Raw genomic sequence first — 12,106 nt, forward strand, 5'->3', positions numbered from 1 at the left:
GGACCCCCACGCGATCCAATGGGGTCATGACCACACCCGTCGCCGCTCCGGTTCCCGCCACCCCGCAGCCGCAGCTCCCGGAGGACCGGGAAGCACTCCGACGAGACCGCCGCGCCCGCATGACCGCCGGCATCGGCCTCTGCCTGCTGATCCCCTCCCTGATCGCCGCCTTCGTCGCCGTACTGTCCTCCCCGCGCGCGGGCCGCTGCATCACCTACGGCGAAGGCTGCGCCCCGGGAGCTCCGGGCACGTGGGTGGTCTGGGCCGTCGGCATCACCCTCGTGGCGGGCCTCCTCGCGGTGTCCTGGCCAGCCCGCCGCCTGCCATTCGCCGGGGCACGAGCCTGGATGACCGGCCTCCAGATCACGGCACACACCGCCGCACTGCTGTGCATCCTCAGCCACTACGCCTAAGGCCACGCCCGTACGGGTGATTCCGACGGCCCACACTGTAAGGACCTCGATTTCCACAGGCCTCTTCCCCTCTAGTAGTCGCCGAAGGCCGTGACAGTCAGTCACCCAACAAGGGGAGAGAGCCTCGTGCTTCAGGAGAACCGCAGGTCCGGGCGGCGAAGGTGGGAAGTCACCGCCGTCGCCGCAGGTGTGGCTCTGTCGACTTTCGGCATTGCCACCCCCGCCCATGCAGACGCCCGGCTGGTGATCGACAAGTCCCACGTGGGGAACTTCGTCCAAGGACAATCCGGTGCCACCTACTCCATCGTGGTGAGCAACACCGGGGACAATTCAGTCGAAGGGCAGGTCAGGGTTCTCGAGCAGCTGCCGGATGGACTCACCGCGACGGGGCTCAGCGGAGACGGATGGCAGTGCAATCTGGAGGGCATGCTCTGCTACCGGACCGACCCCCTTCCTGCACAGCAGAGTTACCCGACCATCACCCTCACGGTCAACGTAGGCACCACCGTCTGCTCGGTCATCAACACCGTCTTCCTCGAATCACCGAATGCTCCCACTCAGGGCGAGACGGACTACACCGTCATCACCGGTGGCCCCTGCGGTGGAAACGGCGGGGGCGGCGGGGGCGGCGGGGGCGGGAATGGCGGCGGAGGCGACGGCGTGTCCCTCCTCGGCATCAACCTCAGCGGGCTCATCTCGCAGAACTTCAGCAACGTCAACACGGGCACCATCAAATCCCCTAACCCCTACGCCATCCACCATCGCTGACAGAGGGGCCCGGTCGCCGGCCGGCGACCGGGCCCCGTACGGGCCGTCCTCACGGTGGGCCGACCGCACGACGCGCCCCGGCGAGCGGATGCGGCGAGACCCAGGCGGCCTCACCCGCCGGCTAGACCCGGCCGGCCGCCGCAGGCACCGCCGGGCGGGACGGGTTCCAGCACTGGACGCCCTTCAGGTCCGGCATGCGGTCGCGCGTGAAGACCGGGTCCAGGCCCGCGCGCCGCTGGGCGAGGTAGTCGTCGAGGAGGCGGAGGGCGATCGCCGACAGCGGGAGGATCGCGAGCAGGTTGACCAGGGCCATCAAGCCCATGAAGACGTCCGCCAGGTTCCAGACGACCGACATCGAGCCCAGCGCGCCGAGGACGACCGCCGACAGGACCAGCGCGCGGTAGCCGGGCAGGACCCATCGCTTGCGGGTGATGAACCGGACGTTGGTCTCGCCGTAGTAGTAGTTCCCGATCATGCTGCTGAAGGCGAGCATGAAGACGACCACCGTCAGGACGTGCCCCGCCCAGCCGCCCAGGGTGTCGCCGAGCGCGGTCTGTGTGAGGTCCGCGCCCTGGCGGCCGGCGAGTTCGGGGTTGGTGACGAGGACGATGAAGGCCGTCATCGTGCAGACGAGCAGCGTGTCGAAGAAGACGCCGAGGGACTGTACGAGGCCCTGCTTGACCGGGTGCGAGACCTCGGCGGCCGCGCCCGCGTTCGGGGCGGAGCCGAGGCCCGCCTCGTTGGAGAACATGCCGCGCCGGATGCCCTGCTGGATCGCGGCGCCGATGCCGCCGGCCGCCAGCTCGCGCAAGCCGAAGGCGCCGCCCACGATGTCGGCGATGCCCCGCGGGAACTCCGAGGCGTTCAGCAGCACGACCGCCGCGCCCAGCAGGAGGTAGACCACCGCCATGACCGGGACGAGGACGCTCGTCACCGACGAGATCCGCTCCACGCCGCCGAAGACCGCGAAGCCGAGGAGGGCGGCGAGCAGCACGCCCACGGCGGGCCCGAACCACGCCGTGTCCGTCTCCGGGAGCGAGCCGGTCGCCACCGCCGTGATGGTGTTGGCCTGCACGGCGTTGAAGACGAAGCCGAAGGTGACGGTGATCGTCACGGCGAAGAGGACACCGAGCCGGCGTTTGCCGAGCCCGCGCTGCATGTAGTACGCCGGACCGCCCCGGTACGCGCCGGTCGAGCCCCGCACCTTGTACAGCTGGGCGAGCGCCGACTCCACGAAGGCGGAGGCCGCGCCGACGACCGCCATCACCCACATCCAGAAGACGGCGCCCGCGCCGCCCAGGGTGATGGCGGTGGCCACGCCGGCGATGTTGCCGGTGCCGACCCGCGCGGCGGCGGAGATGGTGAAGGCGCCGAAGGACGAGACCTGCTTGCGGCCGTCGGCGCGCGGCGGGGTCTTCTCCTTCACCACCCGGAACATCTCGGGGAGGAGGCGCAGCTGCACGGCCCGGGACCGGACCGTGAAGTAGAGGCCGGCACCGACCACCAGCGGGATCAGCAGGTAGGTCCAGAGGTGATCGTTCACGTTGACGATCAGCGAGTCCAGGGTGCCCAGGGTGTCCATGACCCGAAGTCTCGCGGGGCGAAAGGCCCGCCGTTAGGGACCTAGGTCCGCGGCCCGGGGGCCCGAAGGCCCGGGCACCCTGCCCAGGCGGCCCGAGCGGCCCGAGCGCCCCGGCCAGCCGGGCCAGCCGGGCCGATCGGACCGGTACACCCTCAGCTGCGACACCTCGTACGACATCTCCGTGGCCTCCGGTTCCGGCGGCGGGTGGTAACGCCCGGCCGAGACCGACAGGTTGACGATGAGGTACGCGTGCCAGGCGCGGCCCACGCCCCTGCCGTCGCTGTACACGCGGACCCCGTCCACCCACCAGACGACCGAGCTCTTCCCGAACTCGACCTTCAGGTCGAGCCAGGCGCCGGGCCGGACCGACGGGTCCCGGTGGTAGCGGTGTGCTTCGCGGACGTGGTTCGACAGCTCCAGCAGGTCGGGGTTGTCGGGGTGGTACTCGAAGACGTCGATCTCCTGGCCGCCGTCCCGCCAGGTCCAGATCGCGGGCCACGCGCCCAGCGCCTCGGGCAGCTTCACCCGGGCCTCCAGCACGTCGCCGGTGCGCACCATGAAGGCTTCGTCGCTGCCCTCGGTGGTGAGCAGTCCGGTGTCCCAGTTGCCGTCGGGGCGGCGCGTCGCACGGAAGACGCCGCCGCGGCTGTAGGTGGGGTCGGCGGTGAGGTGGTCCAGCTTGTTGTCGCCCGGATTGACCGGGCCGCCGTCGGGATAGGCCCAGGAGCGGCCGGCGACCCACTGGGTGGGGGAGGTGAAGTCGGCTGTGAAGACGGGGGCCCGGCGCGGCGCGAACAGCCGGCCCAGGGTGTCGATGACCATGCGGTTCCTCTGCCCCTGCCGGGCCCGCCCACACACGAGTTCTCGCTGAGAGTAATCCTACGAACACCCTCAGTGCGCGGCTTCGGCCTCCCGGGCGGCCTCGATGAAGGCCCGGATCAGCTCCGGCGACTTCACCCCGCGCTCGCGCTCCACCCCGCTGGACACGTCCACCCCCCAGGCCCCGGTCACCTGGACGGCCTCCCGCACGTTCGCCGGGGTCAGCCCGCCGGCCAGCAGCCACCGGCCCTCGGGCGCGGTGAAGTCCTCGGACCCCCAGTTCCACGCCTTGCCGGAGCCGGGGTCGGGCGCGTCGATCAGGAGCAGGTCCTCGCCGTACTCCCCGCAGCTCTTGACGTGCTCGGCGGTGGCCCGCAGCAGCGTCCGCCCCTCGGCGCGCAGCGCCGCGAAGTCCTCGGGCCCCTCTTCACCGTGCAGTTGCACGCCCCGTACGCCGCTCTCCTCGGCGAACCGACGCACCTCCGCCACCGCCTGCCGGCGGAACACCCCGACGGTGAGCACCGAGTCCGGCACCAGCCCGACCAGCTCCCTGGCGGTGGCCGCATCGACCGTACGCGGACTGCCGGACGCGAAGACGAACCCGACGGCATCGGCCCCGGCCGCCACGGCCACCTCGACGTCATGTGCGGTCTTGAGCCCGCAGATCTTGATGAACACGTCAGTCATGCCAGCAGTCAACCAAACGCGGCCGCCCGGCAGCGATGCGTCCCATAAGCCGGGCAGGGAAACCTCCCCGCCACTAGCCTGGGACGAGGCACACATTCAGGGCACAGTACGCCATCCGGAGGACGCGGTGACGATCATGACCGAGCGGGCCACACCCATAGAGACACTGTCGCCGCCATCATTCGAGACTCTCCTGCGCACGGTCGCGGAGATGGACACGCCAGACGGCTTCAAAGCCGAGCTCATCCGGGGGAAAATCGTCGTGTCGCCGTTCTCCGCGCTGCGCTACCTGCGTAGCATGCGTGCGCTTCGTGAGCAGCTCAAGGTCCACGCCCCCGAGGGGCACGTCACCGAGACCTCACCCTTCCTCTTCCGGTTCCCTGCCGCGGAGCGAGCCTACGGACCTGACCTGTTTGTCGCGGACGAGGCCGCCTTCGAGGAGGACGGCCGACACGCGGACAGTGCGGCCCTGTCGCTGGTCGCCGAATTCACGTCCTCGTCCACAAAGGACGCGGACTGGAACGAAAAGCTGGAGGTGTACGGCCGGGTGGTCCCCGTATACCTGGTGGCCGATGTGCAGCAGAAGGAGATCACCTGCTTCTCCGACCCCTCGCCGCATGGCTACCGCTCCCGTAAGACGGTGTCCTTCGGCGAGGACCTGTGCGTCCCAGAGCCCTTCGACTGCACCATCGACACCACCGGCTTCTGAAACGCCCGAGGGCGGCACCCCCACCGGGGGTGCCGCCCTCGTTCGAGAACAGCCGATCAGCCAGGGGCCGATCAGAAGTCCATGTCACCGCCCGGCATGCCGCCCGGAGCGGCGGCGGCCTTCTCCGGCTTGTCGGCGATGACGGCCTCGGTGGTGAGGAACAGAGCCGCGATGGACGCCGCGTTCTGCAGGGCGGAGCGGGTGACCTTCGCCGGGTCGATGATGCCCTCGGCGATCATGTCGACGTACTCGCCGGTGGCGGCGTTCAGACCGTGGCCGACGGCCAGGTTGCGCACCTTCTCCACGACGACGCCACCCTCGAGACCACCGTTGACGGCGATCTGCTTGAGCGGGGCCTCCAGGGCGAGCTTCACGGCGTTGGCGCCGGTCGCCTCGTCACCCGAGAGGTCCAGCTTCTCGAAGACGGAGGAGGCCTGCAGCAGGGCCACGCCACCGCCGGCGACGATGCCCTCCTCGACGGCCGCCTTCGCGTTGCGAACGGCGTCCTCGATGCGGTGCTTGCGCTCCTTGAGCTCGACCTCGGTCGCGGCACCGGCCTTGATGACGGCCACGCCGCCGGCCAGCTTCGCGAGGCGCTCCTGGAGCTTCTCGCGGTCGTAGTCCGAGTCGGAGTTCTCGATCTCGGCGCGGATCTGGTTCACGCGACCGGCGACCTGGTCGCTGTCACCGGCACCGTCGACGATGGTGGTCTCGTCCTTGGTGATGACGACCTTGCGGGCGCGGCCCAGCAGGTCCAGGCCCGCGTTCTCGAGCTTGAGGCCGACCTCCTCGGAGATGACCGTGCCACCGGTGAGGATGGCGATGTCGCCGAGCATGGCCTTGCGGCGGTCGCCGAAGCCCGGGGCCTTGACGGCGACGGACTTGAAGGTGCCGCGGATCTTGTTGACGACCAGGGTCGACAGGGCCTCGCCCTCGACGTCCTCGGCGATGATCAGCAGCGGCTTGCCGGACTGCATGACCTTCTCCAGGAGCGGCAGCAGGTCCTTGACCGAGCCGATCTTGGAGTTGACGATCAGGATGTACGGGTCGTCGAGAGCCGACTCCATACGCTCCATGTCGGTGGCGAAGTACGCCGAGATGTAGCCCTTGTCGAAGCGCATGCCCTCGGTGAGCTCGAGCTCCAGACCGAAGGTCTGGGACTCCTCGACGGTGATGACGCCTTCCTTGCCGACCTTGTCCATGGCCTCGGCGATGAGCTCGCCGATCTGGGTGTCGGCGGCGGAGATGGAGGCCGTGGAAGCGATCTGCTCCTTGGTCTCGACATCCTTCGCCTGCTCCAGCAGGGCGCCGGAGACGGCCTCGACGGCCTTCTCGATGCCGCGCTTGAGGGCCATCGGGTTGGCGCCGGCGGCCACGTTGCGCAGGCCCTCGCGGACGAGCGCCTGGGCGAGCACGGTGGCGGTGGTCGTACCGTCGCCCGCGACGTCGTCCGTCTTCTTGGCGACTTCCTTGACCAGCTCGGCGCCGATCTTCTCGTACGGGTCCTCGAGCTCGATCTCCTTGGCGATGGACACACCGTCGTTGGTGATCGTGGGGGCGCCCCACTTCTTCTCAAGGACGACGTTGCGACCCTTGGGGCCAAGGGTGACCTTGACGGCGTCGGCGAGCTGGTTCATGCCACGCTCGAGACCGCGCCGGGCCTCCTCGTCGAACGCAATGATCTTGGCCATCTGAAGTGGTCCTCCCGGACAGCGGTGGATTGCTCCCAGGACCGCGCCCGCGCCCGCGACGGACGGCCTGCGTGCCCGGCGGTTCCTTCCCGCCGGACCCTGCGGGCCTCACCGACCCGGTCCTCGTTCAGTAGCACTCTCACCAGGAGAGTGCTAACGCCAATGATTAGCACTCGACCACCCCGAGTGCAAGCGGCTTGGGTGAACACCCCGGTGAACACGCCGACGACGCGCGAGGGGCCCACATCCCGTGTCCAGGATGTGGGCCCCTCGTACGTCTTGAATCAACGCTGTCGCGTCGGCGGTCGATCGCGCCAGGACTAGCCGATGGCGAGCTTGACCATGTCCGCCTGCGGACCCTTCTGGCCCTGCGAGATCTCGAACTCGACCCGCTGACCCTCTTCAAGGGTGCGGTACCCGTCCATCTGGATGGCGCTGTAGTGGACGAACACATCCGCACCACCGTCGACCGCGATGAAGCCGTAGCCCTTCTCCGCGTTGAACCACTTGACGGTGCCCTGAGCCATGCCTAACTCCCCTATTACTGGCCCTTGCGCGGGAGCGCACTTCGCGTTCCCGGGTCAGAACTTGCGTCGGAACGCGTCGACCGAGGCTGAATGTATCCGCGCCGGTGCTGTCTGCAACAGGTCAATCCGACGAGAAATCTGGACACGCAGATACATTGAAATAGAGTGAAAATTTGGCATATTCCAGGGCAACTCGGGCCCGGCAAACTTCGCCAAAGCCCCATACCGCACTCGCATATTGACTGAATGTCAACCCTGCCGCGACCCGCTCATATGCGGCGGGCAAGCCCAGCGGAGGGGACTTCCCCAACTCTACCGCGCCCAATCAAGCAGAATTGCCCCCTCCGCTTTTAGCGGAGGGGGCAATTACGGTTTCGGGTGTCAGCAGCCGCCCGCGACCGCGGGAATGATCGAGACACCGGCGCCGTCCGGCGTCGCCGCCTCCAGCCCGCCCTCGAAGCGCACGTCGTCGTCGTTGACGTACACGTTGACGAAGCGGCGCAGCTTGCCCTGGTCGTCCAGGACGCGGGCCGCGATGCCCGGGTGGTTCGCGTCCAGCGACGCGATGACCTCGGCCAGGGTCGCGCCCTCGGCGGGCACCTCGGCCTGGCCGCCGGTGTAGGTGCGCAGGATGGTGGGGATGCGGACGTTGACGCTCATGGCGCTACTGCCTTTCCGGTGTGCAGGGGAGGGTCAGGCCAGGCCGGCGGCGCGGAACGCGTCCAGGCTCGGGCGGATGGTGGCGGTCTGGCCGCTGTCCGCGGCCACCGCCTCCAGGGTCTTGAGGCCGTCACCGGTGTTCAGGACGACGGTGGTCAGCGTCGGGTCGAGCTGACCGTTCTCGATGAGCTTCTTCGTGACGCCGACGGTCACGCCGCCCGCGGTCTCGGCGAAGATGCCCTCGCTCTGCGCGAGGATCTTGATGGCCTCGACGACCTGCTCGTCGGTCACGTCCTCGACGTAGCCGCCGGTGCGGCGCGCGATGTCCAGGACGTACGGGCCGTCCGCCGGGTTGCCGATGGCCAGCGACTTCGCGATGGTGTTCGGCTTCTGCGGGCGGACCACGTCGTGGCCGGCCTTGAAGGCGGTGGAGACCGGGGAGCAGCCCTCGGCCTGGGCGCCGAAGATCTTGTAGGGCTTGTCCTCGACGAGGCCGAGCTTGATCAGCTCCTGCAGACCCTTGTCGATCTTCGTCAGCTGGGAGCCGGACGCGATCGGGATGACGATCTGGTCGGGCAGCTGCCAGCCGAGCTGCTCGCAGATCTCGTACGCGAGGGTCTTGGAGCCCTCGCCGTAGTACGGGCGCAGGTTGACGTTGACGAAGCCCCAGCCCTCGCCCAGCGGGTCGCCGATGAGCTCGGAGCAGAAGCGGTTGACGTCGTCGTAGTTGCCCTCGATGCCGACCAGGTCACCACCGTAGACACCGGCCATGACGACCTTGCCCTGCTCCAGGTCGTGCGGGATGAACACGCAGGAGCGGAAGCCGGCGCGGGCGGCCGCGGCGCCGACGGCGCCGGCCAGGTTGCCGGTGGAGGAGCAGGACAGGGTGGTGAAGCCGAAGGCGCGGGCGGCCTCGACGGCGATGGCCACGACGCGGTCCTTGAAGGAGTGCGTCGGGTTGCCGGAGTCGTCCTTGACGTAGAGCTTGCCGGTGACGCCCAGCTCCTTGGCCAGGTTCTCCGCGTCCACGAGCTTGGTGAAGCCGGGGTTCAGGTTCGGCTTGGAGGCCACGTCCGCGGGGACGGGCAGCAGCGGCGCGTAGCGCCAGATGTTGTTGGGACCGGCCTCGATCGCGGCGCGCAGGGCCTCGGGGTCGCCGGTGGGCAGCTCGTACGCGACTTCCAGCGGTCCGAAACACTCGGCGCACGCGAAGATGGGGCCGAGCTCGAAGCGGGTACCGCACTCGCGACAGGAAAGCGCGGTGGCAGGTCCGAGATCAACAGAGGTGGCGACAGTCTGTGCAGCCATGATGGCGAGGCCCTTTCTCCTCATCTTCCCCATGGCGCACTTCGCCATGAGACGGAATTGGCACCTTCCCTAGCCGGGGACCTCGCGGGCGTGCGTCCAAGACGCATCGCGAGAACCGACTGGAGGGTTGCCGGGGCTTCAACGGGCCGTGTCCCTCTGCCCCTCTGGATGAGCGGTATGGCACCGGCACACGCGCTCTATGGCGCGCCGGTGCGTTTGTGCGCGAGGACCCCCGGCATGCGGTGGTCCTTCGCGTTGTTCAAGACTGTAACCGAAGGCTTGGGCAGTTGAGACTGCTGTCCGAACCGCGAGATGGATCACATATCGCACCATAACGCCGATACGCAGGGAGTTCCGAGGGTGCTGGAAGAGGTGGAGCGCTGGCTGGCCGTCCGCTCCTGGGCCGCCGCCGATCGACCGCTCGACCAGCTGCTGGACCGGAAACGGGCGGCTGGGACCACGGTCAGCGTGGTGCTGCCCGCGCTCGACGAGGAGGCGACCGTCGGCGAGATCGTCGAGGTCATCCGGCGCGATCTGATCGACGGGCGGCCCGTCCCGCTGGTCGACGAGCTGATCGTCATCGACTCGGGCTCGAGCGACCGGACGGCCGAGGTGGCGGCGAAGGCCGGCGCCCGCGTGGTGCACCGCGACGAGATCCTGCCGCGGATACCGGCGCTGCCCGGCAAGGGCGAGGTGCTGTGGCGCTCCCTGCTGGCGGCCACCGGGGAGATCGTCTGCTTCGTCGACGCCGACCTGCGGGACTTCTCGGCCTCCTTCGTGTCCGGGATCGTGGGGCCGCTGCTGACCGATCCGGAGGTGCAGTTCGTCAAGGCGATGTACGACCGCCCGCTGGGCGACGCCCCGGGCCAGGGCGGCCGGGTGACGGAGCTGGTGGCCCGCCCCCTCCTGAACCTGCACTGGCCGCAGCTGGCCGGTTTCGTGCAGCCGCTGGGCGGCGAGTACGCCGTACGCCGCTCGCTGCTGGAGCGGCTGCCGTTCCCCGTCGGGTACGGGGTGGAGCTGGGCCTGCTGGTCGACGCGCTGCACACGGTCGGGCTGGACGCGCTGGCCCAGGTGGACGTGGGCGTACGGCACCACCGCCACCAGGACGGGCAGGCGCTGGGGCGGATGGCCGCGGCGATCTACCGGACCGCCCAGGTGCGCCTCTCGCGCGGGCACCTCGTACGACCGGAGCTGACGCAGTTCGAGCGGGGGCCGGACGGCTTCGTACCGCGGACGTACGCGGTGGACACCGAGGAGCGGCCGCCGATGCTCGGCATCAAGGAGTACGCGCTGCGTCGCGTGGCGTGACGGATCGTACGGTTTGAGCGGGCGCGGGCCGGGCTAGGTTGGCCGCATGGCTTCTCAGGTACTCGTCGCAGCGAACCGCGGACCGCTCTCCTACGCCCTCGCCGCCGACGGCACCCTCAGTGCCCGGCGCGGCGGGGGCGGCCTCGTCTCCGGACTCTCCGCGGCCCTCGCGCAGCAGCCGGAGGCGCTGTGGATCTGCGCGGCCCTCTCGGACGCGGACCGGGAAGCGGTGCGCAGGGGTGTCGCCGAGCCTGGTGTCCGGATGCTGGACATCGATCCCACGGTGTACGACGACGCGTACAACGGCATCGCGAACTCGGTGCTGTGGTTCACCCATCACCACCTGTACGACATCCCGCGCGAGCCGGTCTTCGACGCGGAGTTCCGGCGCCGGTGGGAGTCGTACGCCGCCTACAACCGGGCCTTCGCGGAGGCGCTGGCCGAGGAGGCGGCGGAGGGCGCGTGCGTCCTGGTGCAGGACTACCACCTGGCGCTGGTGCCGGGGGCGCTGCGCGAGCTGCGCCCGGACCTGCGGATCGGGCACTTCACGCACACGCCGTGGGCCGCCTGGGAGTTCATGGCCCTGCTGCCGGCCGACATCCGGAGCCAGCTGGTGTGGGGGATGCTCGGGGCGGACCGGCTGGGGTTCCACACGGCGGAGTGGGCGGCCAACTTCATCAACGGCGCCAACCTCGACGACGCGCGCGGCATCGCGATGGCGTCCTTCCCCCGGGACGGGCAGAACGGGGTGCGCCACCGCAGGATGGCCGCGGACGGGAGTGGGTACGGGGAGAAGCGATTCACCGCGGTGACCCGGTACCCCCTCGGAGTCGACGGGGACGAGCTGCGGGCGCTGGCGCACCGGCCGGAGGTGGACGACAAGCTGGCGGCCCTGCGGGCGGAGGTCGGCGGCCTGAAGACGATCGTCCGCGTGGACCGGACGGAGCTGTCGAAGAACATCCTGCGGGGCCTGCTGGCGTACCGGGAACTTCTGACGGTCCACCCCGAGTGGCGGGGCCGGGTGGTCCACCTGGCCTCCGCGTATCCGTCCCGGCAGGACCTGAAGGTGTACCGGGACTACACGGAGTCGGTACGGGAGCTGGCGGCGGAGATCAACGAGGAGTTCGGGACGGCGGACTGGCAGCCGGTGCTGGTGTCGGTGCAGGACGACTTCGCGCGCTCGCTGGCGGCGTACCGGCTGGCGGACGTGGCCCTGGTCAACCCGGTGCGGGACGGCATGAACCTGGTGGCCAAGGAGATCCCGGTCGTCTCCGAGGCCGGCTGCGTCCTGGTGCTCTCCACGGGGGCGGGGGCGTACGGGGAGCTCCGCGAGGAGGCGCTGACGGTGAACCCGTACGACGTCTCGGAGACGGCGGAGGCCCTGCACGCCGCCCTGTCGATGCCGGCCGCCGAGCGGGCGGAACGCACGAAACGCCTGGCCGCGGCCGCCACCGCCCTCCCCCCGTCCCAGTGGTTCACGACCCAACTGACCGACCTCCGCGCCTGAGCCGGGGCCGACCCATCGCGGTGCGGGCCGGCCATCTCCCCCTCGGGCCCCCGGGCCCGGGCGGTGGCTGCCCACCCGCCCCCGATCTGCGGGTCCGGAGCCCGGGGAGCGGTGCCCCAGCAGG

Annotated in this window: 12 protein-coding genes and 1 riboswitch; of the genes, 5 read left to right on the plus strand and 7 right to left on the minus strand. The window is 69.8% G+C overall.

Translation table 11 applies throughout. From position 1 onward, the window contains the following. The first annotated feature begins 26 nt into the window (after window positions 1-26). Window positions 27-413, plus strand: coding sequence for a hypothetical protein (locus ACGFYU_RS32765; RefSeq protein WP_393830938.1), 387 nt, complete (start codon window positions 27-29; stop codon window positions 411-413). A gap of 126 nt (window positions 414-539) precedes the next feature. Further along, window positions 540-1,181, plus strand: a complete 642-nt coding sequence (locus ACGFYU_RS32770) for a hypothetical protein (protein WP_393830939.1) — start codon at window positions 540-542, stop codon at window positions 1,179-1,181. A 121-nt stretch (window positions 1,182-1,302) separates the two neighbouring features. On the opposite strand, the gene ACGFYU_RS32775 is transcribed toward ACGFYU_RS32770, so the two are convergent. The 3 genes from ACGFYU_RS32775 to ACGFYU_RS32785 all read right to left on the minus strand — a co-directional run bounded on the left by ACGFYU_RS32775 (window position 1,303) and on the right by ACGFYU_RS32785 (window position 4,269). Beyond that, window positions 1,303-2,763, minus strand: a complete 1,461-nt coding sequence (locus tag ACGFYU_RS32775; protein ID WP_393830940.1) for an alanine/glycine:cation symporter family protein — start codon at window positions 2,761-2,763, stop codon at window positions 1,303-1,305. 33 nt (window positions 2,764-2,796) lie between these two features. Beyond that, window positions 2,797-3,585: a beta-glucanase gene (locus tag ACGFYU_RS32780; RefSeq protein ID WP_393830941.1), complete on the minus strand. Its 789-nt coding sequence runs from the start codon at window positions 3,583-3,585 to the stop codon at window positions 2,797-2,799. A 69-nt stretch (window positions 3,586-3,654) separates the two neighbouring features. After that, window positions 3,655-4,269, minus strand: a complete 615-nt coding sequence (locus ACGFYU_RS32785) for a phosphoribosylanthranilate isomerase (RefSeq protein WP_393830942.1) — start codon at window positions 4,267-4,269, stop codon at window positions 3,655-3,657. 136 nt (window positions 4,270-4,405) lie between these two features. Between ACGFYU_RS32785 and ACGFYU_RS32790 the strand changes: the two genes are divergently transcribed. Further along, on the plus strand, window positions 4,406-4,978 hold the full coding sequence (locus ACGFYU_RS32790; protein WP_393830949.1) for a Uma2 family endonuclease: 573 nt from the start codon (window positions 4,406-4,408) through the stop codon (window positions 4,976-4,978). A 71-nt stretch (window positions 4,979-5,049) separates the two neighbouring features. Here ACGFYU_RS32790 and groL read toward each other — a convergent pair whose 3' ends face one another. From groL to thrC, 4 genes are all read right to left on the minus strand, one after another. Next, window positions 5,050-6,669, minus strand: a complete 1,620-nt coding sequence (groL, locus tag ACGFYU_RS32795) for a chaperonin GroEL (RefSeq protein WP_393830943.1) — start codon at window positions 6,667-6,669, stop codon at window positions 5,050-5,052. Between the two features lie 320 nt (window positions 6,670-6,989). Next, window positions 6,990-7,196 carry a cold-shock protein gene (locus ACGFYU_RS32800; RefSeq protein WP_189949539.1) on the minus strand — a complete coding sequence of 69 codons (207 nt, stop codon included), beginning with the start codon at window positions 7,194-7,196 and terminating at the stop codon, window positions 6,990-6,992. Window positions 7,197-7,577: 381 nt separating this feature from the next. Next, window positions 7,578-7,856 (minus strand): MoaD/ThiS family protein, encoded by a 279-nt coding sequence (locus tag ACGFYU_RS32805; RefSeq protein ID WP_189809604.1) that lies wholly within the window; start codon window positions 7,854-7,856, stop codon window positions 7,578-7,580. A gap of 33 nt (window positions 7,857-7,889) precedes the next feature. Next, on the minus strand, window positions 7,890-9,164 hold the full coding sequence (gene thrC, locus ACGFYU_RS32810; RefSeq protein ID WP_393830944.1) for a threonine synthase: 1,275 nt from the start codon (window positions 9,162-9,164) through the stop codon (window positions 7,890-7,892). Between the two features lie 17 nt (window positions 9,165-9,181). After that, a riboswitch (SAM riboswitch) is annotated at window positions 9,182-9,339 on the minus strand. A 185-nt stretch (window positions 9,340-9,524) separates the two neighbouring features. On the opposite strand from thrC, the gene ACGFYU_RS32815 reads away from it, so the two are divergent. Beyond that, window positions 9,525-10,475: a glucosyl-3-phosphoglycerate synthase gene (locus tag ACGFYU_RS32815; RefSeq protein WP_393830945.1), complete on the plus strand. Its 951-nt coding sequence runs from the start codon at window positions 9,525-9,527 to the stop codon at window positions 10,473-10,475. Between the two features lie 46 nt (window positions 10,476-10,521). Further along, on the plus strand, window positions 10,522-11,982 hold the full coding sequence (locus ACGFYU_RS32820; RefSeq protein ID WP_393830946.1) for a trehalose-6-phosphate synthase: 1,461 nt from the start codon (window positions 10,522-10,524) through the stop codon (window positions 11,980-11,982). Window positions 11,983-12,106 lie beyond the last annotated feature (124 nt).

This window comes from Streptomyces sp. NPDC048337 (assembly GCF_043201175.1).
In the GTDB taxonomy this organism is placed as follows: Bacteria; Actinomycetota; Actinomycetes; order Streptomycetales; family Streptomycetaceae; genus Streptomyces.

Excerpts from the sequence above, each read along its gene's own strand:
- ACGFYU_RS32820 (WP_393830946.1), top strand. The coding sequence starts at position 10,522 with ATGGCTTCTCAGGTACTCGTCGCAGCGAACCGCGGACCGCTCTCCTAC.
- ACGFYU_RS32800 (WP_189949539.1), bottom strand. The coding sequence starts at position 7,196 with ATGGCTCAGGGCACCGTCAAGTGGTTCAACGCGGAGAAGGGCTACGGC.
- thrC (WP_393830944.1), bottom strand. The coding sequence starts at position 9,164 with ATGGCTGCACAGACTGTCGCCACCTCTGTTGATCTCGGACCTGCCACC.
- ACGFYU_RS32790 (WP_393830949.1), top strand. The coding sequence starts at position 4,406 with ATGACCGAGCGGGCCACACCCATAGAGACACTGTCGCCGCCATCATTC.
- ACGFYU_RS32780 (WP_393830941.1), bottom strand. The coding sequence starts at position 3,585 with ATGGTCATCGACACCCTGGGCCGGCTGTTCGCGCCGCGCCGGGCCCCC.
- groL (WP_393830943.1), bottom strand. The coding sequence starts at position 6,669 with ATGGCCAAGATCATTGCGTTCGACGAGGAGGCCCGGCGCGGTCTCGAG.
- ACGFYU_RS32785 (WP_393830942.1), bottom strand. The coding sequence starts at position 4,269 with ATGACTGACGTGTTCATCAAGATCTGCGGGCTCAAGACCGCACATGAC.
- ACGFYU_RS32805 (WP_189809604.1), bottom strand. The coding sequence starts at position 7,856 with ATGAGCGTCAACGTCCGCATCCCCACCATCCTGCGCACCTACACCGGC.
- ACGFYU_RS32775 (WP_393830940.1), bottom strand. The coding sequence starts at position 2,763 with ATGGACACCCTGGGCACCCTGGACTCGCTGATCGTCAACGTGAACGAT.
- ACGFYU_RS32765 (WP_393830938.1), top strand. The coding sequence starts at position 27 with ATGACCACACCCGTCGCCGCTCCGGTTCCCGCCACCCCGCAGCCGCAG.